This is a genomic window from Streptomyces sp. NPDC003720, assembly GCF_042875075.1.
GTDB lineage: Bacteria > Actinomycetota > Actinomycetes > Streptomycetales > Streptomycetaceae > Streptomyces.
Map to the genome: position 1 here is coordinate 138,381 of NZ_JBIANZ010000014.1, position 20,264 is coordinate 158,644.

The following is a 20,264-nucleotide window of genomic DNA, read 5'->3' on the forward strand; positions in this document are numbered from 1 at the left end:
GCGACGGTTACGGTGGCCCCCATGCGCGATCACGAAACCGCTCCCGACCGGCGGCCCGGGCGGAGGCTGAGCACCCGGGAGACCGCCGAACTGCTCGGGGTGAAGCCGGAGACGGTCTATGCCTACGTGAGCCGCGGCCTGCTCAGCAGCAGGCGGGAGCCCGGCGGCCGCGCCAGCACCTTCGACGCGAAGGAGGTCGAGGCCCTCGCCCGGCGCAACCGCCGGGAAGCCGCGGGGAGTCCGGGCTCCGGGGGCGACCTGTCCGTACGGACCCGCATCACCCTCATCGAGGACGATCGCTACTACTTCCGCGGCGTCGACGCCACGGAACTCGCCACGCGCCACTCCTACGAGGAGGTCGCGGAGTGGCTGTGGACGGGCCGGATGACCCCGGGCACGACCTTCACCGCGCCGGAGGGGACCGTCGAGGTCGCCCGCCGCGCCGTGAACGCCCTGCCGGAGCACACCTCCCCGGCCGACCGGCTACGGGTGGCGGCCATCGCAGCGGCGGCCGAGGACCCGCTGCGTTTCGACCTCTGCGAGGAGACGGTGCTCGGTACCGGTCGCATCCTCATCCCCACGCTCGTGGCCGCGCTGCCGCCCGTCCGGCACGACCACGAGGACGACGGTCCGCTGGCCCACCGCCTGTGGGCCCGGCTGACCGGCCGCCGCGCCGACGAGGCCTCGCTGCGCGTCCTGGACACCGCCCTGGCCCTGCTCGCCGACCACGACCTGGCCGCCTCCACGCTCGCCGTCCGGGTCGCCGCCTCGGCCCGCGCGCACGCGTACGCGGCCGTCTCGGCCGGGCTCGGCGTCCTGGAGGGCCCGCTGCACGGCGCCGCCAGCGGCCTGGCCCACCGGATGCTGCTCGACGTGCTGGACCAGGGCACCGCGGTCCCCGTGATCGCGGACGAGCTGCGGGCGGGACGGCGCGTCCCCGGGCTGGGCCACCGGCTCTACTCCGGCGAAGACCCCCGCGCGCGCGTGCTGTTCGGCCTCCTGGAGCAGGTGCCGCACGCGGAGTCCGCGCTCCTGGCGGCCCGCGACGTCGTCGCCACGACGGCCCGGCACGCCCCGCTGCACGCCAACGTGGACCTGGCGCTCGCGGTGTTCACCGCGTCCTGCGGCATGCCCGCCTCCGCCGGGGAGACCGTCTTCGCCGTCGCCCGCACGGCGGGCTGGATCGCCCACGCGCTGGAGGAGTACGGCGAACGCCCGCTGCGCATGCGCCCGAGCGGTCACTACGTCGGCCCGCGTCCCCCGCAGCCCCTGCCGGAGTGAAGCCGTCCGCGCGGCGGCCGCGGCCAGGTGTCCGCGCCGCCGCGGCACGGCTGACCGTGCCGCCGTGGGAGCGGCACGGGCCCGGCCGGAAGTCGCCCCCTACGGAGTCAGGTTAGGCTCACCTCTGTGAGTAGGTGCGCGACCGTCTCCCAGGACCTGGACGAGCCCGTTTCCGCCACGGCGGCCACGGCGACGACGTGGCTGCTGCTGGAGCAGTCCGGGCCGTGGGGCGCGAAGGCGCTCACTTCGAGTCACCTCGACCCCGCTGTCGGCCGCGCCCTGGAGGCCGCCGCCGAGGGAACCGGCGTCCGCGTCGCCCTCGTCCGGCGCCCCGGCCGGCACGCCGACCCGGGCACCCCCGAGCCCCGGCAGGTGTACGCGGCCCACACCGTGCCCGGGAACGTGTGGCTGCACAGCGCCACCACGTGCGACCCGCGCAGTCTGCTCGACCTCGACTTCGCCGCTCTCGGCGCCGGCGACCACCGCTCCTTCGGCGCGGCGCTCGGCGGCGAGCCGCACACCGGCGATCCGCTCGCGCTCGTCTGCACCAACGGCAAGCGCGACCGCTGCTGCGCCCTCCTCGGCCGTCCACTGGCCGCCGAGCTGGCCGCCTCCGGTGTGCGGGGCGTCTGGGAGGTCACCCATCTGGGTGGTCACCGCTTCTCGCCGACAGTGCTCGTGCTGCCGTACGGCTACGCCTACGGCCGGGTGGCGGCGCACACGGTCGAGGCGGCCCTGCACGGCGTCCGGGAGGGGCGCGTGGTGCTGGAGGGCTGCCGCGGCTGCTCGGCCTGGGAGCGGCCCGGCCAGGCCGCCGAACTGGCCGTGCGCTCGGTGGCGGGGGTGCGCCGGGCCGGCGCGCTGAGCGTCGTGCGGACCGAGGGCCGGGCGCCCCGCTGGGAGGTGACCGTCGCCCATGCCGACGGCCGCCGCTGGCGCGTCTCGGTGGCACAGGGCGCGTCCCTGCCGCCGCGCCCGGAGAGCTGCGGCGCCTCGGTGCTCGGCGCGCCGGCGCGCATGGACGTGGTCGCGGTGCGCGAAGTGCGGAAGACGGCGATGGCGAGCTGACCCCGGCGGTCCGGCCCCCGCCCCTCGTCCGGCGCCGGCCGGGAGATCCCCGCCACACCGGCTGGGGCCGGGCCGGGGCTCCCACGTACCGTCATCGGTATGAGCCCCACTCCCCCCGCACGCCGTCTGCGCCTCGGTCTGCCCCGGCGGGTGTTCTCGCAGGTGCTGCTGATGCAGGTGGCGATCGCCGCGGGAGTCGCGGTGCTCGCGACGGGGCTGTTCCTGGCGCCGCTGAGCAAACAGCTGGACCAGGAGGCCATGCGCCGGGCACTGGCCATCGCGCAGACCACGGCGCAGGACCCGGAGATCGCCGAGGGCGTGCTGACCACCCCGCCGAGCAGGAACGGCCCGGTGCAGCGGGAGGCCGAGCGGATCCGGCACGCCACGAACGCCGAGTACATCGTGGTGCTGGACCTCCACTGGGTGCGCTGGTCGCACCCCACCCCCGGGGAGATCGGCCGGCCCGTCTCCACCGATCCCAGTGACGCGCTGGGCGGCAGGGACGTCATGGAGATCGACAAGGGCACCCTGGGCCGCTCCGCACGCGGGAAGGTGCCGCTGTACGACGCCCGTCACCGGATCATCGGGGCCGTGTCGGTCGGCATCGCGTACGACAGCGTGCGCGCCCGGCTGCTTGCCGCGATACCGGGGCTGTTCGCGTACGCGGGCGGGGCCCTCGCGGTGGGCGCGCTGGCCGCCTGGCTGATCTCCCGCCGGGTGCAGCGGCAGACCAGGGACCTGGCCTTCTCCGACATCTCCGCGCTGCTCGCCGAGCGCGAGGCGATGCTGCACGGCATCCGGGAGGGCGTGGTCGCGCTCGACCGCGCCGGCCGTGTCCGGCTGCTGAACGACGAGGCCCGGCGGCTGCTGGGCCTCGGCGACGAGGCCGTCGGCAAGTCGCCGGACGAGGCGCTGGGCGAGGGCCGCACCGCTGACGTCCTGGCCGGCCGGGTGACCGGCACCGACCTGCTGACCGTGCGCGGGCAGCGGGTCCTGGTCGCCAACCGCATGCCCACCGACGACGGGGGCGCCGTGGCCACCCTGCGCGACCGCACCGAGCTGGAGCAGCTCGGCCGTGAACTCGACTCCACCCGTGGTCTGATCGACGCGCTGCGCGCGCAGGACCACGAGCACGCCAACCGCATGCACACCCTGCTCGGTCTGCTGGAACTCGAGATGTACGACGACGCCGTGGAGTTCGTCGGCGAGGTCGTCGGCGACCACCGGGTCACCGCCGAGCAGGTCACGGAGAAGATCCAGGACCCGCTGCTGGCCGCCCTGCTGGTGGGCAAGGCGACCGTCGCCGCCGAACGCGGGGTCGCCCTGTGGGTGTCGGAGCGCACCCGGCTCCCCGACCGGCTCGTCGACCCGCGAGGACTCGTGACGGTCGTCGGCAACCTGGTGGACAACGCGCTGGACGCGGTCGCGGGCACCCTCCACGCGCGCGTGGAGGTCGAGTTGCGCACCGAGGGCCGTACGGTCGTGCTGCGGGTACGCGACACCGGGCCCGGCATCCCGGCGGACCAGCGGGAACTCGTCTTCACGGACGGCTGGTCCACCAAGAAGCCACCCGCACACGGCAAGCGGGGCCTGGGACTTCCGCTGGTGCGCCGGCTCGCCGAACGGCAGGGCGGCGGCGCGACGGTGGGCACGGCGGACGGCGGCGGCGCGGAGTTCACCGTCGTACTGCCGGAGGCGCTCACCGACGCGCTGGGCGCGCCGGACCAGGAACCCGCGCTCGCCGCACCCGACGCGTCCCCTATGCCGGCCCCCGGCGGGGAGGAGGCACGGTGATCGAGGTCCTGGTCGTGGACGACGACGCCCGCGTCGCCCGGGTCAACGCCGCCTACGTGGAGAAGGTGCCCGGTTTCCACGTGGCCGGCGAGGCGCACAACGCGGCCGAGGCGCTGCGCCTGCTCGACGCGCTGCCCCGGCTCGACCTGGTCCTCATGGACCACTACCTGCCCGACGACACCGGGCTCGCGGTGGTCCAGGAGATGCGCCGGCGCGGCCATCAGACCGACGTCATCATGGTGACGGCCGCGCGTGACGTCTCGACCGTCCAGGCGGCCATGCGGCACGGCGCGCTGCAGTACCTGGTGAAGCCCTTCGCGTTCGCCGGACTGCGGGCCAAGCTGGAGGCGTACGCCGTGCTGCGCCGGACGCTGGACGGCGGCGGCGAGGCGGAACAGGCCGAGGTGGACCGCATCTTCGGCGCCCTGTCCGCGCCGTCGGAGCCCGGGCTGCCCAAGGGGCACTCCCCCACCACCGCCGACCTGGTGCGCCGGGCCCTGATGCAGGCCGAAGGCGCCCTGTCGGCGCAGGAGATCGCCGAGCTCACCGGTGTGAGCCGGCAGACCGCCCAGCGCTATCTCAAGCTCCTGGAGCGGACCGGACGGGCCCGGCTGACCCTGAGATACGGCGACGCGGGCCGCCCGGAACACCGTTACGTGTGGGCGACCCGCGCCTGAGCGGGCATGTCTCGGACGCTACTTGGCGGCCTCGACGAACTCGGTGGTGTACGTCTTCTTCAGGTCCACCTTGGCGTTCTTGATGTTGGGGTTGAACGCCTTGAGGACCTTCTCCACGGTCTCGGGGCCGTTCGCCGGCATCACGCCGTCCTTGGTGAACATCGGCAGCGTGCTCTTGATCGCCTCCGCGTAGAGCGCCTTGTCGCCCTGCGAGTAGTCGGCCGGCATCTTGGCGGCGATCTCCGAGGCGCTGTGGCCGGCCATCCACTTGAGCGTCTTGACGAAGGCGTTGGCCAGCTTTTGGACGGTCTCCTTGTGCCCGTTCACCCAGTCCGTCTGCATGTACAGACTGGACGACGGGTACGGCCCGCCCAGCGCCTCCTGGGAGCCCTCGGGGGTGCGCATGTCGAGGAGGATCTTCCCGGCCTTCTTGTCCAGGATGGTGGCGACGGTCGGGTCCGTCGTCATGCCGGCGTCGATCGAGCCCTGCTGCAGCGCCGCGATGAACGTCGGGCCGGCGCCCACGGCGACCGGGGTGAACTCGCTGACGTCCACGCCGTTCTTGACCGCGAGGTACTTGGTGAGGAAGTCGGTCGAGGAGCCGAGGCCGGTGACGCCCAGCTTCCTGCCCTTGAAGTCCTTCGGCGAGCCGATGTCCCCCGCCTTCTTGCTCGCGACGACCTCCACCTCGCCGGGGGCGTGCGAGAACTGCACGACGGACTCCACGGCCTTGCCCTTCGTCTGCAGGTCGAGGGTGTGGTCGTAGAAGCCGACGGCGCCCTGGACCTGGCCGGAGACGAGCGCGGTCTCGGCCTGGACGCCGGCGGGCTCGCTCAGCAGCTCCACGTCGAGGCCCTCGGAGTCGAAGTAGCCGAGGCGCTGGGTGAGCATGGCCGGCATGTAGATGACCTTGTCCAGGCCACCGACCATGATCTTGACCTTCGTGCCCTTGCCGTCACCCTTGCCGCCGCCGGACGAGGTGCTGCTCGCCGCGTCGTTGGCGCAGGCGGTGAGCGAGGAGAGGGCGAGCAGGCCGGAGACGGCGAGCGAGGCGTATCTGGCGGTCTTGCGCATGGAGGTTCACGTCCTTGTGAGTGTGCGGTGCGTGCGGTGCGGTGAAGGGGGGCGGCTCGGAGCGCCCCGGCTGCCCGACGGCGCCGGGCGGCCGGGACTCAGTGGTCGGAGTTCGCCGGCTTCCACCGGAAGATGCGGCGTTCGGCGAAGGTCAGCAGGCCCTCGGCGACGAGCGCGACGACCGCGAGGATCACCATCGCGGCGTAGACGCCGGCGGCGTTGAAGGTGCCCTGGGACGCGGCGACGAGCAGGCCGATGCCCTTCGTGGCGCCGATGTACTCGCCGACGATGGCGCCGATGAGGGCGAAGCCGAAGCTGACGTGGAGACTGGTGAAGATCCAGGAGGTGGCCGACGGGACGACCACCTGAAGCGTCACCTTGCGGTCGCTGGCGCCGAGGATCCTGGCGTTGGCGACCAGGTTGCGGTCGACCTCGCGGGCGCCCTGGAAGGCGTTGAAGAACACCGGGAAGAACACCAGCACCACGGCCGACGCGACCTTGGACGCGGGACCCAGGCCGAACCAGATCACGAAGATCGGAGCCAGGACGATCCGGGGAAGGGAGTTGAGGACCTTGATGTAAGGGCCGAGGACATCGGCGAGGAAGGCGATCCGCCCCAGGGCGATACCGAACACGACACCGGCGACGACGCCGATGCACCAGCCGAGCAGCGCCTCGTGCAGCGTGTACCAGATCTGCTCGCCCAGGGAGCCCTGCGCGGTCCCGTGCAGGACCCAGGTGCTGATCTGGTCCCAGATCTTAGAAGGCATCGAGAAGTTGAACGGATCGATGACCTCGGCGCGGGACAGCGCCTCCCACAGACCGAGCACGACCACCAGCAGGAGCACCCGCGCGGCGGTGACGACCACCTTGCGTCTGCGGGCCGCCTGGGCCCGTGACTCCGCGCGGCCCGGAACCTTCACCGTGTCGACGACCGGCGTGCTGAGAACCTCAGGCGACATTCGCGGCACCCCTTTCCCGGGTGATGCGGACCTCTTCGCCGAGGGACTCCCAGATCTCGCGGTAGATCTCGATGAACCGCGGCTCCAGCCGTACCGACTCGACCTTGCGCGGCCTCGGCAGATCGATGTCGAAGACCTGCTTCACGGTCGCGGGCCCGGCGGTCATGACGACGACCCTGTCGGCCAGCGCGATGGACTCCTCGAGGTCGTGGGTGACGAAGACGACCGAGGCGCCCGTGCCCTCCCACAGCTCCAGCAGCTCGTCCGACATCAGCGCACGGGTCTGCACGTCGAGCGCCGAGAACGGCTCGTCCATCAGCAGGATCTCGGGGTCGTTGACGAAGGTGGCGGCGAGGGCGACGCGCTTGCGCTGGCCGCCGGAGAGCTGGTGCGGATAGCGGTCCTCGAACGCCGCGAGACCGACCCGGGCCAGCCACGCGCGGGCCTTCTCCTTCGCCTCCGCCTTGGGCACGCCCCGGAAGCGGGGACCCGCCATCACGTTGGACAGCACGGTCCGCCAGGGGAAGGTGGCGTCCTGCTGGAAGACGAAGCCGACCTTGTCACCGACGCCGTCGACCGGCTCCCCGGCCACCAGCACCTCGCCCTCGGTGGGCTCCTCCAGGCCGCTGACCAGCGTCAGCGTGGTGGACTTCCCGCAGCCGGTCGGGCCGACGACGGCCACGAACTCGCCGCGCCGCACGGTGAGGTCCAGGCCGCGCACGGCCGTGTGCAGACCCCCCGACGGGGTCCTGAAGGTTTTGCTCGCGCCCCGTAGCTCGATGGCTGGGCTGGTGTCTGTGCTCATGGCCCGGGACGGTAGATGTGGCCCCGGCCACAGCAGCAGTCTTGTGAGCACATGCCGTTCTTTTGCTCGCAAGCACCTGTTGTGCTCATTTTGCTCGCGTTACAACTGCGGAGCCGAAACACGGGCTTAACGCTCGCCGGCCTTGGAGGGAAGGCCCGATGATTGACGTCCTGGTCGTGGACGACGACTTCCGCGTCGCAGAGATAAACGCCAAGTACGTGGCGAAGGTTCCCGGTTTCCGGGTGGCCGCCCGCGCGCACAGCGCCGCGCAGGCTCTGGCCGCCCTCGAGCGCGCCGCCGTCGACCTGGTACTGCTCGACCACTACCTGCCCGACCAGACGGGTCTCGAACTCGTGCACCGGATGCGGGAGCAGGGACACGGCACCGACGTCATCATGATCACGGCGGCCGGCGATGTCACGACCGTCCAGCAGGCCATGCGTCTGGGCGCCCTGCACTACCTGGTCAAGCCCTTCACCTTCGCCGCCCTGCGCACCCGCCTGGACTCCTACGCGGCCCTGCGCCGCACCGTCGACCGGGTCGGCGGCCGGGGGCTCACGGGCCAGGAGCAGGTCGACCGGATCTTCGGCGCGCTGCGCACCTCCCCCGCACCGTCCACGCCGGGCCTGCCCAGCGGCCACTCGGAGCCCACCACGGACCTCATCTGCGACGTGCTACACGGCGCCGGCCAGCCGCTGTCCGCGCACGAGGTGGCGGCGCGCACCGGCCTGAGCCGCTCCACGGCCCAGCGCTACCTCCGCCACCTGGAACAGGCCGGCCGCCTCAGCCTCTCCCTGAAGTACGGCGACACCGGCCGCCCCGAGCACAAGTACGCGTGGGTGGCGCCCTGAGCACCGGCGCCCACCGGTCACCACGCCGCACCGCGCCCCCACACGGTGCGCCCGTGCCCTGTCCTCGCGTCGCTACACGGCGCCCGCGCCGGTCAACGACCGCACCTCGGTCTCGGCGAACTTTCCCTCGTCGGCGACCTCGTCCGAGGTGACCGTGCCCAGCCAGCCGGCCAGGAAGCCCAGCGGGATGGAGACGATGCCCGGGTTCTGCAGCGGGAAGTACTGCAGGTCGATGTCCGGGAACAGCGAACCCGGACTGCCGGACACCACCGGGGACAGCAGCACCAGCACGAGAGCGGGGACCAGTCCGCCGTATACGGCCCACACCGCGCCGCGAGTGGTGAAGGCACGCCAGAACAGCGAGTACACGAGCGCCGGCAGGTTCGCCGACGCGGCCACGGCGAAGGCCAGACCGACGAGGAAGGCGACGTTCAGATCGCGGGCCAGCAGGCCGAGCCCGATCGCGACGATGCCGATGCCCACGGCCGCGACGCGGGCCACCGCGACCTCGCCGCGCACCTTGGACTGCGGACGCCGCAGCGACGCGTACAGATCGTGGGCCACGGAGGACGAGGACGCGAGGGTGATCCCGGCGACCACCGCGAGGATCGTCGCGAAGGCGACGGCGGCGACCACCGCGAACAGCACCGTCCCGCCCGTGGAGCCGACGCCTCCGCCGAGATCGAGGGCGAGCAGGGGCATCGCCGTGTTCCCGGCCGCGTTGGAGCGGCGCAGGGCCTCCGGGCCCACCACGGCGGCGGCCCCGAAGCCGAGCACGATCGCCATCAGGTAGAAGCCGCCGATCAGGCCGATGGACCAGACCGCGGAGCGCCGGGCGGCCCGCGCGGTGGGCACGGTGTAGAAGCGGGAGAGGATGTGCGGCAGCCCCGCCGTGCCCAGCACCAGGGCGAGGCCCAGGCTGATGAAGTCGAGGCGGGCGGTCCAGCTCCCGCCGTACTTCAGCCCCGGCGCCAGGAACGCGTCGCCGTGGCCGCTGCGTTCGGCCGCCGTGACCAGCAGCCGGTCCAGGTCGCCGTGGAAGCGCACCAGCACCAGCACGGTCAGCACGACCGTCCCGCAGAGCAGCAGGACCGCCTTCACGATCTGGATCCAGGTGGTGGCCCGCATCCCGCCCAGCGACACATAGGTCACCATGAGAGCGCCGACCCCGATGACCGTCCACGCCTGCGCCGTCGCGCTCGTGCGCCCCAGCAGCAGCGCCACCAGGCTGCCGGCGCCGACCATCTGGGCCACCAGGTACAGGACGGACACCGTGACCGAGGCGGTCCCCGCCGCGATCCGCACCGGCCGCTCGCTCATCCGCGCTGCCACCACGTCGGCGAGTGTGAACCTCCCGCAGTTGCGCACCAGTTCCGCCACCAGGAACAGCACGACCAGCCACGCCACGAGGAAGCCCACCCCGTACAGCAGCCCGTCGTATCCGTACAGCGCGATGAGCCCGGTGACCCCGAGGAAGGAGGCGGCCGACACGTAGTCGCCCGAGACCGCGAAACCGTTCTCCATCGGGGAGAACAACCGCCCGCCGGCGTAGAACTCCTCGGCGGAGCCGTGCCGTCTGCGGCTCACCCAGGTCGTGATGGCCAGGGTGACGGCCACGAAGCCGATGAACAGCAGCAGTGCCAGTGTCTGGTGCTCACCGGTCACGAGGCGCCTCCCCGGGCTCCACGGGTCAGTTCTTGTGTGTCCCAGCGCAGTTCCAGCGCGAGCCGGTCCCTGCGCAGCCGAGCGTGCCGGGCGTAGCCCCAGGTGAGCAGGAAGGTGCTGAGGAACTGGCTGAGCCCGGCCAGCATCCCCACGTTCACGGCTCCCACCACCGGCCTGGCCATGAGCCCGGGAGCCGTCGTCGCGGCGACCACGTACCCCACGTACCAGGCGAGGAAGACGGCGACACCCGGCACCACGAACCTCCGGTACCGGCCGCGCACCTCCTGGAAGGCCTCGCTGCGCTGCACCTCGAGGTACACATCGCGGGCACGGACCGCCGCGACGTCCCCCTCCCCGCGCGCGGCCGGTACGGTCCGGGCCGGCGTGCCGGCGCCGCCCGCTTCGCCCCAGCCGGAGGCCAGGGCGTCGTACCAGGGGTCCTCGTAACTCACCTCGCGGGAGGCCGGGCCGTGGTCATCGTGATGGCCGACCGAACTCCCGGCAGCGTCCCCGGCTTCCCGGGCCCGACCGTCGCTTGACTGCATACCCAAGGATGGACAGACCGGGAACATCTGTGACTTCTCTTCCCAGGACGCTTCACCCCATCAGGTGACCCAATTCACGGAGGCCGCACCAGCCCCTTGGCGTAGGCGTAACGCACCGCCTGCGCCCGGTCCTTGAGGCCCGTCTTGGCGAACAGATTGTTGATGTGTGTCTTCACGGTCGCCGTGGAGACACACAGCCGACGGGCGATCTCCTGGTTGCTCAGCCCCTCGGCGATCAGCACCAGGACCTCGGCCTCCCGCGCGGTCAGACCGTCGGGCGCCTCGGTGACGGCGGGTGCCGGCGGGGGCTCCGCCAGTCTCTCCAGCAGGCGCCGCTGGACGCTGGGCGCGAGTCCCGCCTCTCCCGACAGCACGCTCTCCACGGCCCGCACGATCTCGTCGCCGCCCGCGTCCTTGGTGAGATAGCCGCGGGCTCCCGCGTGCAGCGCGGGGAACAGCGACTCGTCGTCCCCGAAGGTGGTGAGCACCACCACCTGGGTCCCCGGGTACTCCGAGCGGATACGGCGCGTGGCCTCCACTCCGTCGCAGCGCGGCATCCGCAGATCCATCAGCACCACGTCCGGCGCGAGTTCGGCGACCAGCCGCACCGCCTCCTCGCCGTCTCCGGCGGATCCCACCACTTCCAGACCGGGCAGCAGCCCCAGCAGCATCACGATGCCTTCCCGGACCACCGTCTGGTCGTCGGCGACCACGACCCGCGCGGGCTTCCTCTCCCCCGCCCCCTCCGTCATACCGGCACCTTCAGCGTCACCATGAACCCTTCCTCGTCCGGCCCCGCGTCGAGCGAACCGCCCAGCAGCTCGGCGCGCTCCCGCATCCCCCGCAGACCGTACCCGCCGCCGGAGACCGTGAGTTCGCCCGGACGGCCGCCCGAGTCCCTCACCCCCAAGGTCACTTCGTGCTCTCCGTAGTCGAGCCTGAGTTGCACCTTGGCGCCCTGGGCGTGCTTGCGGACGTTCGTCAGCGCTTCCTGCGCGACCCGCCGCACTGCCTGCGACGCCTCGGCCGGCAGAGGTCTGCGCTCACCCGTGACGGTGACATCGGCGCCGTCGGCCGCACTGACGAGTCCGCTCAGGAAGTCCTCCAGCGGGGTCAGCTCGCCACGCAGCGCGCTCAGCGCCTGCCGGGTCTCGGCCAGTCCGTCGCGGGCCATCCCCCGGGCGGCCACCACCCGCTCCAGGATCTGGTCCCGGTCCGCGCCGCGCTCGATCAGCAGCCGGGCGGCCTCCAGGTGCACCAGTTGCGCCGAGAGGCTGTGCGCGAGCACGTCGTGGATCTCCCGGGCGATCCTCGACCGTTCGGCCAGCGCCGCCGATTCCGCCTCGGCGGCGCGGGCGGCGCGCTCCTGGGCGAGCAGCCGCTGTGCCCCGCCCCGGGCCTCCGCGTCGAGCCGCAGCACGTATCCCGCGAGGGCCATGCCCGCCACGGTGGCGGCCGTGGTGAGCCACACGTCGTTGTTGAAGGCGGAGAACGAGGCCAGTGCCACGGACGTCACGGGCAGCGCGGCCCCCAGGGGCAGCCGCTCCAGGGCGGAGACTCCGCAACCGCACCAGATCACCAGGGCCGGCCCTCTGAACCCGGTGGCCTCGGCCGCGACCGCGATGCCGAGCAGCATCGCCATGAGGAGGAGCGACGGCACCAGCCGGTGCTCATAGGTGGTGTGGAAGAACGCCCAGGAGACGAGGCCGGCCAGCAGCACTCCCGCCGCGGCCGCGAGCGCGCCCCAGATGCCGACGTGTCTCTGGTTGAAGGCGCCCCACAGCAGCAGGGCGAGGACCAGGAACCTGACCACCCGGGCGAGCATCCGCCGGGGCCGGCTGGTGTTCGCCCGGCCGAGCGCCTCCCGGGTCGGCCAGCGGGTCAGAGCGTTCTCCGTCACGCGCGCTCCTTCCACGCGAGCCGCATGTCGTCACCGTACGCGGGGGCCGGCTGACGCGAGGCGCCGAGGGACTGCGCCCGCCAGGCCAGGATCCCGGCGCGCACCAGCAGCGTGCCGGCGAGGCCCAGCAGCAGCGCGGAACTGTCCTGGTGCACACCCGATGCGGCGCCGAGGGCGAAGACGCCGGCTCGCAGGGCTATGCCGACGATCCAGACGACGGCACTCGCCTCGGTGCTCCGGGTCCACACGACGCCGTCCGGCGCCGTCCAGATCCGCGTGGTCCAGGCCCAGCCGGCGCCCGTGACCACGCCGATGAGCAGTTCGACGGCGAGGAGGACGGCCGAGGCTGTGGGGTGGTGGCCGTCGAGTATGCCGGGTTCCCGCAGCGCCACCACCGCGAGGATCACGGGCAGCAGCCACCAGCGCCGGCCCGTGCCGATCGCACGGGCGCGGGACTGCCGCACGATGACCACGACGGCGACGGCCACGATCACCAGCGCATTGACGAACCCCGGCATCACTGCCTCCGCGAGCGAGAAGGTGCTGTCGGGAGCAGGCGCCGCCGACACCATCGAAGCTACGGAAACCCGCCGGCCGGAAGATCGGAGCGGAGGTGGATCTCGGGTGGAATCACGAGACCGGACTCCCTCCACCCACGGGTGGAGGGACGGCATGGCGGGCCTGTCGATGCGGGGTCCTCGCCCCGGACCGGTCCTCACGCACGGGAGCCCACATGACGGTCGGCCGGTCCGCTCGCCTGGAGCGGACCGGCCGACCGACGCGGGACAGCGCGGCTACGCGTCGATCCGCGACCGGTCCAGGGTCGCCGCCGACCCTGAGATGAACTCCTTGCGCGGCGCCACGTCATTGCCCATGAGCAGGTCGAAGACCTGCTCGGCGGCCTCCAGGTCGGACAGGTTGATCCGGCGCAGGGTGCGGTGCCGCGGGTCCATCGTGGTCTCGGCCAGCTGGTCGGCGTCCATCTCGCCCAGACCCTTGTACCGCTGGATGGAGTCCTTGTACCGGACGCCCTTGCTCTGGAACTCCATGAGCTTGTCGCGCAGCTCGCGGTCCGAGTACGTGTAGACGTACTTGTCCTGGCCCTTCTTCGGCTGGATCAGCTCGATGCGGTGCAGCGGCGGCACCGCGGCGAAGACCCGCCCGGACTCGACCATGGGCCGCATGTAGCGCTGGAACAGCGTCAGCAGCAGACAGCGGATGTGGGAACCGTCCACATCGGCGTCGGTCATCATGATGATCTTGCCGTAGCGGGCCGCGTCGATGTCGAAGGTGCGCCCCGAGCCGGCCCCTATGACCTGGATGATCGCGCCGCACTCGGCGTTCTTGAGCATGTCGGTCACCGACGACCGCTGCACGTTGAGGATCTTGCCGCGAATGGGCAGCAGGGCCTGGAACTCGGAGTTCCGGGCGAGCTTCGCCGTGCCGAGGGCCGAGTCGCCCTCGACGATGAAGAGCTCGCTGCGGTCGACGTCGTCGCTGCGGCAGTCTGCGAGCTTGGCCGGGAGGGACGAGGACTCCAGCGCTGTCTTGCGCCGCTGGGCGTCCTTGTGCTGGCGGGCCGCGACCCGGGTGCGGGCGGCGGCGACGACCTTCTCCATCACGACCCGGGCCTGGGCGGCCGCGTCCCGCTTGGTGGAGGTCAGGAACGCCTTCAGTTCCTTGGTGACCACGTTGTTCACGATGCGGCGGGCCGCCGAGGTGCCGAGGACCTCCTTGGTCTGGCCCTCGAACTGCGGCTCGGCCAGGCGCACCGTGACGACGGCGGTGAGACCCTCGAGGGCGTCGTCCTTGACGATGTTGTCCTCGGCGACGCGGAGCATCTTCTTGGCGCGCAGCACCTCGTTCATCGTCTGGGTGATGGCCTGCTCGAAGCCGGCCACGTGGGTGCCGCCCTTGGGGGTGGCGATGATGTTCACGAACGACCGCAGCTTCGCGTCGTAGCCGGTTCCCCAGCGCAGCGCGATGTCGACGCCGAGCTCACGCGCGACCTCGGTCGGGGTCATCTGGCCGTGCTCGTCCAGAACGGGGACGGTCTCCTTGAAGGTGCCCTGCCCCGAGAAGCGGAGGACGTCGCAGACCGCCTTGTCGCTGGCCAGGTACTCGCAGAACTCGCTGATGCCGCCGTCGAAGCGGAAGGACTCCTCACCCTTGCTGCCACCCTCGCCGAGTCCGAACTCGTCCCGGACGACGATGGTCAGGCCCGGCACCAGGAAGGCGGTCTGCCGGGCGCGCTGGTGCAGCGTCTCGAGGGAGAGCTTGGCGTCCTTCAGGAAGATCTGCCGGTCGGCCCAATACCGCACGCGCGTGCCGGTACGCGCCTTGGGGATCTTCTTGGTCTTGGCCAGGCCGCTCCCGGCCTCGAACTTGGCCTCGGCGCCGTTGCCGCGGAAGGCCCCCGGAACGCCGCGCCGGAAGCTGATGGCGTGCGTCTGGCCACCGCGGTCCACCTCGACGTCGAGGCGGGCCGAGAGGGCGTTGACCACGGAGGCGCCGACGCCGTGCAGACCGCCGGAAGCCGCGTAGCTGCCACCGCCGAACTTGCCGCCGGCGTGGAGCTTGGTCATCACGACCTCGACCCCGGACAGGCCGGTCTTGGGCTCCACGTCCACGGGGATGCCGCGGCCGTTGTCCCGCACCTCGACGGAGGCGTCGTCGTGGAGGATCACCTCGATGTGGTCGCAGTAACCACCCAGGGCCTCGTCCACGGCGTTGTCGATGATCTCCCACAGGCAGTGCATCAGACCGCGACTGTCGGTCGAGCCGATGTACATGCCCGGGCGCTTCCGCACGGCCTCGAGGCCCTCGAGGACGAGCAGGTGCCGCGCGGTGTAGTTGGAACCGTCCCGGTCTGCTCCTGCCAGCAGCGCTGTGGACGGCACGGACGTATCGGCGGTCACGCGGTTCGCTCCTCGCTGAATTTCAGGTGACCCCCTTGTGGGTAAGGGGGCGGCTTCGGTTGCCGCTCAGAGGGTACCGAGGCCTGGTAGAGCCGTTGTAACGCCACCCTCGTCGAAAAACTCAGCCTAGTCCACGATCGCATGAGTGTTCGATCCCTCGATGGGGTGAAGTCCACATCACGTTCCATTGGAGGCATGAACCATTTAGGCTCCGGGCACGTCCTCATGAACAACCGGCAACCCAGCCGGGAGGACAGAGACCGGATACCGCGCGAACCCGTAAGCACCTAAGACACGCACTACGGCACATTCGCCGCCAACCGGCAGCAGACAGCCGCCCCGGAAGATTTTTTCGAGGAAAAGCCACGAGCGGGAACGTTTTCGGGCTGGTTGGATGTTGACCCTGGTACGACAGCTCGTCGAGCTAGAGAAGAGGCGACGTGACTACTGTTCTGACCCCCGCGAGCCCGCTGACGGCCGCCGATCGCTGCGACCGCTGCGGCGCCCAGGCATACCTGCGCGTGGTCCTGCTCAGCGGCGGAGAACTGCTCTTCTGCGCCCACCACGGTCGCAAGTTCGAGCCGGAACTCAAGAAGATCGCCGCTGAGATACAGGACGAGACGGAGCGGCTGACGTCCGCTCCCAGCAACGCTGCCGAAGAAGAGCGCTGAATCTCGCATCCACGACGAGCCAGCCCCGGCACAGGCCGGTGAACGGGCGGCCGCCCCTTCCCCAGGAGCGGCCGCCCGTCGTCATACCTCCGTGCCCTCAGGAGCCCTTCTGGAGCCCTTCTGTGCCCGCTGGGGCCCCGCGACGGGCCCTCCCAGGCTGCGGAGGACGTCGGACACCCGGGTGTAGACACCGGGGTCTCCGGGCTGCCCGCAACCGCTCCCCCAGGACACGAGGCCGATCAGCCGGCCCGACGCCACGAGCGGGCCCCCGCTGTCGCCCTGGCAGGCGTCGGGGCCGCCGGCGGGCTCTCCCGCGCAGAGCATCGTGTCCGCCCGGTAGGTCCCGTCAGGGCCGCCCGGATAGGCGCGGGCGCAGACGTCGTCCGCCAGCACCCGCACACGCGCCGCGTGCAGGTGGCGCGGATACCCCCCTCCACCTGTGGTGTCGCCCCAGCCGGAGACCAGCGCCTTCGTGCCGGTCTTGTACGCGGGATCCCCTTCGGGCGCCATCGCCACCACGGCGCCGCGCGGCAGCGCCTTGGCGAGGGTGAGCACCGCGAAGTCGCCCGAGTTGCCGTCGGCGTCGTAGCGCGGGTTCACCCGGACGTCCCGTACGGCGATCTCCTTGCCCTTGGAGGACAGCAGGTCCGTGCGGTTCGCTATGACCCGCAGGTCGCGCACCCGGTTCGGGGGCGCCCCCAGGACCTCGTCGGCCATGCAGTGGGCCGCGGTGAGCACGGTGGTCCGCGAGACGGCCACGCCCCCGCAGAACTGCCCCGCCCGCGTACCCCCGAACCGGTCACGGCTCGACAGCGCCACGGTCCACGGAGCCTGTGAGACGTCTATCGGGAACCCGCCGACGACCACATCGCCGGGGGCCGCGAAGGCCGAGGCGGTCAGGGGTATCGCGGTCATCACGGTCGCAAGGGCCAAGGGCCCGATCAGGACCCGGGCAATCGAACGGCGCATGCGGCTTCCTCACTCTGGGTCGTACTGGAACACCCAGAGTCATCCAGGCCGGCTTCGCGCGCAGCACGAAGGCCCGGCCCCCGTGGGGAGCCGGGCCTTCGGCGTCGTACGACCGCGACCTAGTCGAGGTAGTCGCGCAGCACCTGCGAACGCGACGGGTGGCGCAGCTTCGACATGGTCTTGGACTCGATCTGGCGGATGCGCTCACGCGTCACGCCGTAGACCTTGCCGATCTCGTCGAGGGTCTTCGGCTGGCCGTCGGTGAGACCGAAGCGCATGGAGACGACGCCGGCCTCACGCTCGGACAGGGTGTCCAGAACGGAGTGCAGCTGCTCCTGCAGCAGCGTGAAGCTGACCGCGTCGGCGGGGACCACGGCCTCGGAGTCCTCGATGAGGTCACCGAACTCGCTGTCGCCGTCCTCGCCCAGCGGGGTGTGCAGCGAAATGGGCTCGCGGCCGTACTTCTGGACCTCGATGACCTTCTCAGGGGTCATGTCGAGTTCCTTGGCCAGCTCCTCCGGGGTGGGCTCGCGGCCCAGGTCCTGGAGCATCTGGCGCTGCACGCGCGCGAGCTTGTTGATGACCTCGACCATGTGCACCGGGATACGGATGGTGCGGGCCTGGTCGGCCATGGCGCGGGTGATCGCCTGACGGATCCACCAGGTGGCGTACGTGGAGAACTTGTAGCCCTTGGTGTAGTCGAACTTCTCGACCGCGCGGATCAGACCGAGGTTGCCCTCCTGGATGAGGTCCAGGAACAGCATGCCGCGGCCGGTGTAGCGCTTGGCCAGGGAGACCACCAGTCGGAGGTTGGCCTCCAGCAGGTGGTTCTTGGCGCGGCGGCCGTCCTCGGCGATGATCTCCAGCTCGCGCTTGAGCTTGGGAGCGAGCTTGTCGGCGTTGGCCAGCTTGTCCTCGGCGAACAGACCGGCCTCGATGCGCTTGGCGAGCTCGACCTCCTGCTCGGCGTTGAGCAGCGGGACCTTGCCGATCTGCTTGAGGTAGTCCTTGACCGGGTCGGCGGTGGCGCCGGCGGCGGCGACCTGCTGGGCCGGAGCGTCGTCCTCGTCCTCGTCGGACAGGACGAAGCCGGCGCTCTCCGTGCCCTCGGGCTCGTCGGCAGGCTTGGCCTCCTCGAGGACCTCGTCCTCGATCAGTTCGGCGTCGTCCTTCTTGCCCGCGGTCTTCTTGGCCGCCGTCTTCTTGGCGACGGTCTTCTTCGCAACCGCCTTCTTGGCGGTCGTCTTCTTGGCTGCGGCCTTCTTGGCGGGTGCGGCTTCCTCGGCGGGCTCGTCGGCGGCCGGGACGGCGGGCGCGACCGGCGCCGCCGTGGTGGCGGTGGCCTTCCTGGTGGTCACCGTCTTCGCCGCGACCGTCTTGGTGGTGGTGGTGCGCTTGGCCGGGCTCTTCGCAGCGACGCTCTTTCGGGTGCGCTTGGGCTCTGCTGCACTGACCATCAGCGTCACACCCTCTTCCTCAAGGATCTGGTTGAGGCTGCGCAGTACGTTCTTCCACTGAGTGGCCGGAATCTGGTCGGCTTCGAAGGCCCGACGCACATCGTCGCCGGCGATCTGCCCCTCAGCCTTTCCCCGCTCGATGAGCGCCATGACAGAGACGGACTCGGCGATCTCCGGCGGGAGCGTACGGGATGTGCTGGCCGACACGAACAACCTCTCGGAACGTTGGAAAACGGCTTCCGGCCCCGTCCACAGCGGACAGGGGCCGACCACCGGCCGGGGGTGGGCCGACGGAGCGGGCGGGGGCCGGGAAGATGCACAGCGCCTTGCCAGGCGTCCGTATTCCCTCCGCGGCTGTCACCTCTTAGGTCATCGCGCTGCTCCCACGAGCGTTACGCCCAATCTGCGTGGCCCGAGTCACACCCCGTAAGCGGTCAAAAGCTATCGATGGCCGACATACAGGATCACCTGCGCAGCCGCCGCCCATCGGGGCCGATCACCGCCCGGCCGCGGGGACGCCGGGCCCCGCCGGACTCCAGGGGTTCCGGCGGGGGCCGGCGACGGCCGGTCCCCGAGACCGGCCGTCACGCCGGCCACTGCACCACGGCACACCGACGACCGCACCGACGGTGAACGGGTCAGTGCTCGCGCGGGGCGGGAACCACGCGCTCCACCTCGGGGTGGACGGTGAGGAGCTGACGCATGGCCGTCTCCGCCGCCGTGCCGTCGCCGGTGCCCAGCGCGTCGACGATCCGCGCGTGCAGCGCGAGGGAGGCCTCGTTCGGCCTGTCACAGCCGGTGACCGGGCCGCCGGAGACCTGAAGGGCGGACGAGACGATCCCGGAGAGGTGCTCCAGCATGCGGTTGCCGGCGATCTGGATGAGCAGCGCGTGGAACTCGGTGTCGGCGCGCGAGAACGTCAGCGCGTCGCCCTGCGCCATGGCGTGGCTCATGATCTCGACCACGTCGGACAGGCGCTGCTGCACGTCCTCGCGCCCGTGCCCGGCGGCGAGGCGGGCGGCGAGCGGCTCGATCGTCCAGCGCAGCTCGTTCAGCTCGCGGCGCTGGTCGTCGCGCTGCGGCCCGAAGGCCCGCCACTCGATGATGTCCGGGTCCAGGAGGTTCCAGTCGCTGACGGGACGCACGCGCGTACCGACGTTCGGACGGGCGCTGACGAGGCCCTTGGCCTCCAGGACGCGGAGGGACTCGCGGACGACGGTACGGGAGACCTCGAAGCGCTGGCCGATCTCCTCGGGCACGAGCGGGCGGTCGGCACCCAGGTCACCCGATACGATCATCTGACCGAGCTGCTGAACGAGTTGGCCGTGCAGCCCGCGTCCGCGGCTGCCCGCGGCGCGCCGGCCCACGCGGCCCAGCTCGGGATCCGCCCCCTCCCAGGCGGGCGCTCCGACCCGGTCGTTCACCGCGGCGTCGGTGTAGGGGTAGCGGTCGAGTTCGCCCGGTCCGACCAGACCGGAGTCTGAGGAGCGGGCGGCGGTCATCATGGTGTGCGCAAGGGTACTCACGCATCCTTTGTCGGCGTCGTCTTCAACTCCCTTGAGGTCTTTGGTGAAAAGCACACGAAAGGGTGATCGCTCACGACGTCGCAATTGACGCCTTATCGGAA

18 protein-coding genes are annotated in these 20,264 nt (G+C 71.4%); 6 read left to right on the forward strand and 12 right to left on the reverse strand.

Going from position 1 to position 20,264, the window contains the following annotated elements:
* The first annotated feature begins 21 nt into the window (after positions 1–21).
* From ACFYU0_RS32340 to ACFYU0_RS32355, 4 genes are all read left to right on the forward strand, one after another.
* Entirely contained in the window at positions 22–1,281 is a 1,260-nt protein-coding gene (locus tag ACFYU0_RS32340; protein WP_389305812.1) for a citrate/2-methylcitrate synthase, read from the forward strand.
* A gap of 126 nt (positions 1,282–1,407) precedes the next feature.
* Complete coding sequence (locus ACFYU0_RS32345) at positions 1,408–2,349, forward strand: sucrase ferredoxin (protein WP_389305814.1); 942 nt, start codon at positions 1,408–1,410, stop codon at positions 2,347–2,349.
* Positions 2,350–2,448: 99 nt separating this feature from the next.
* On the forward strand, positions 2,449–4,143 hold the full coding sequence (locus ACFYU0_RS32350; protein WP_389305816.1) for an ATP-binding protein: 1,695 nt from the start codon (positions 2,449–2,451) through the stop codon (positions 4,141–4,143).
* Positions 4,140–4,820, forward strand: coding sequence for a response regulator (locus ACFYU0_RS32355; RefSeq protein ID WP_389305818.1), 681 nt, complete (start codon positions 4,140–4,142; stop codon positions 4,818–4,820). Before ACFYU0_RS32350 ends, ACFYU0_RS32355 begins: the two co-directional genes overlap by 4 nt.
* 18 nt (positions 4,821–4,838) lie before the next feature.
* Here the strand turns inward: ACFYU0_RS32355 and ACFYU0_RS32360 are convergent, their stop codons facing one another.
* The 3 genes from ACFYU0_RS32360 to ACFYU0_RS32370 all read right to left on the reverse strand — a co-directional run bounded on the left by ACFYU0_RS32360 (position 4,839) and on the right by ACFYU0_RS32370 (position 7,661).
* Positions 4,839–5,894: an ABC transporter substrate-binding protein gene (locus ACFYU0_RS32360; protein ID WP_351669562.1), complete on the reverse strand. Its 1,056-nt coding sequence runs from the start codon at positions 5,892–5,894 to the stop codon at positions 4,839–4,841.
* A gap of 98 nt (positions 5,895–5,992) precedes the next feature.
* Positions 5,993–6,856 carry an ABC transporter permease gene (locus tag ACFYU0_RS32365; RefSeq protein ID WP_389305821.1) on the reverse strand — a complete coding sequence of 288 codons (864 nt, stop codon included), beginning with the start codon at positions 6,854–6,856 and terminating at the stop codon, positions 5,993–5,995.
* On the reverse strand, positions 6,846–7,661 hold the full coding sequence (locus ACFYU0_RS32370; RefSeq protein WP_389305823.1) for an ABC transporter ATP-binding protein: 816 nt from the start codon (positions 7,659–7,661) through the stop codon (positions 6,846–6,848). The genes ACFYU0_RS32365 and ACFYU0_RS32370 overlap by 11 nt, the downstream gene beginning before the upstream one ends.
* 158 nt (positions 7,662–7,819) lie before the next feature.
* Here ACFYU0_RS32370 and ACFYU0_RS32375 point away from each other — a divergent pair, with 158 nt between their 5' ends.
* Complete coding sequence (locus ACFYU0_RS32375; RefSeq protein ID WP_351669568.1) at positions 7,820–8,512, forward strand: response regulator; 693 nt, start codon at positions 7,820–7,822, stop codon at positions 8,510–8,512.
* 72 nt (positions 8,513–8,584) lie between these two features.
* Here the strand turns inward: ACFYU0_RS32375 and ACFYU0_RS32380 are convergent, their stop codons facing one another.
* From ACFYU0_RS32380 to ACFYU0_RS32405, 6 genes are all read right to left on the reverse strand, one after another.
* Complete coding sequence (locus ACFYU0_RS32380) at positions 8,585–10,177, reverse strand: cation acetate symporter (RefSeq protein ID WP_389305826.1); 1,593 nt, start codon at positions 10,175–10,177, stop codon at positions 8,585–8,587.
* On the reverse strand, positions 10,174–10,629 hold the full coding sequence (locus ACFYU0_RS32385) for a DUF485 domain-containing protein (RefSeq protein ID WP_389305828.1): 456 nt from the start codon (positions 10,627–10,629) through the stop codon (positions 10,174–10,176). Before ACFYU0_RS32385 ends, ACFYU0_RS32380 begins: the two co-directional genes overlap by 4 nt.
* Before the next feature lie 167 nt (positions 10,630–10,796).
* Positions 10,797–11,474: a response regulator gene (locus tag ACFYU0_RS32390; protein ID WP_389305830.1), complete on the reverse strand. Its 678-nt coding sequence runs from the start codon at positions 11,472–11,474 to the stop codon at positions 10,797–10,799.
* Positions 11,471–12,622, reverse strand: coding sequence for a sensor histidine kinase (locus ACFYU0_RS32395; RefSeq protein ID WP_389305832.1), 1,152 nt, complete (start codon positions 12,620–12,622; stop codon positions 11,471–11,473). The genes ACFYU0_RS32390 and ACFYU0_RS32395 overlap by 4 nt, the downstream gene beginning before the upstream one ends.
* The gene (locus ACFYU0_RS32400) at positions 12,619–13,140 is read right to left on the reverse strand and encodes a DUF1453 domain-containing protein (RefSeq protein WP_389305834.1); all 522 of its coding nucleotides are present in this window, start codon (positions 13,138–13,140) and stop codon (positions 12,619–12,621) included. The genes ACFYU0_RS32395 and ACFYU0_RS32400 overlap by 4 nt, the downstream gene beginning before the upstream one ends.
* Positions 13,141–13,416: 276 nt before the next feature.
* The gene (locus ACFYU0_RS32405; RefSeq protein WP_351669578.1) at positions 13,417–15,540 is read right to left on the reverse strand and encodes a DNA topoisomerase IV subunit B; all 2,124 of its coding nucleotides are present in this window, start codon (positions 15,538–15,540) and stop codon (positions 13,417–13,419) included.
* 440 nt (positions 15,541–15,980) lie between these two features.
* On the opposite strand from ACFYU0_RS32405, the gene ACFYU0_RS32410 reads away from it, so the two are divergent.
* Positions 15,981–16,211 (forward strand): hypothetical protein, encoded by a 231-nt coding sequence (locus tag ACFYU0_RS32410; protein ID WP_073897693.1) that lies wholly within the window; start codon positions 15,981–15,983, stop codon positions 16,209–16,211.
* Between the two features lie 81 nt (positions 16,212–16,292).
* Here ACFYU0_RS32410 and ACFYU0_RS32415 read toward each other — a convergent pair whose 3' ends face one another.
* From ACFYU0_RS32415 to ACFYU0_RS32425, 3 genes are all read right to left on the reverse strand, one after another.
* Entirely contained in the window at positions 16,293–17,180 is an 888-nt protein-coding gene (locus tag ACFYU0_RS32415; protein WP_389305837.1) for a serine protease, read from the reverse strand.
* A 119-nt stretch (positions 17,181–17,299) separates the two neighbouring features.
* Positions 17,300–18,844 carry an RNA polymerase sigma factor gene (locus ACFYU0_RS32420; protein WP_389305839.1) on the reverse strand — a complete coding sequence of 515 codons (1,545 nt, stop codon included), beginning with the start codon at positions 18,842–18,844 and terminating at the stop codon, positions 17,300–17,302.
* A 431-nt stretch (positions 18,845–19,275) separates the two neighbouring features.
* Positions 19,276–20,163, reverse strand: coding sequence for a FadR/GntR family transcriptional regulator (locus tag ACFYU0_RS32425; RefSeq protein ID WP_351669584.1), 888 nt, complete (start codon positions 20,161–20,163; stop codon positions 19,276–19,278).
* Positions 20,164–20,264: the final 101 nt, after the last annotated feature.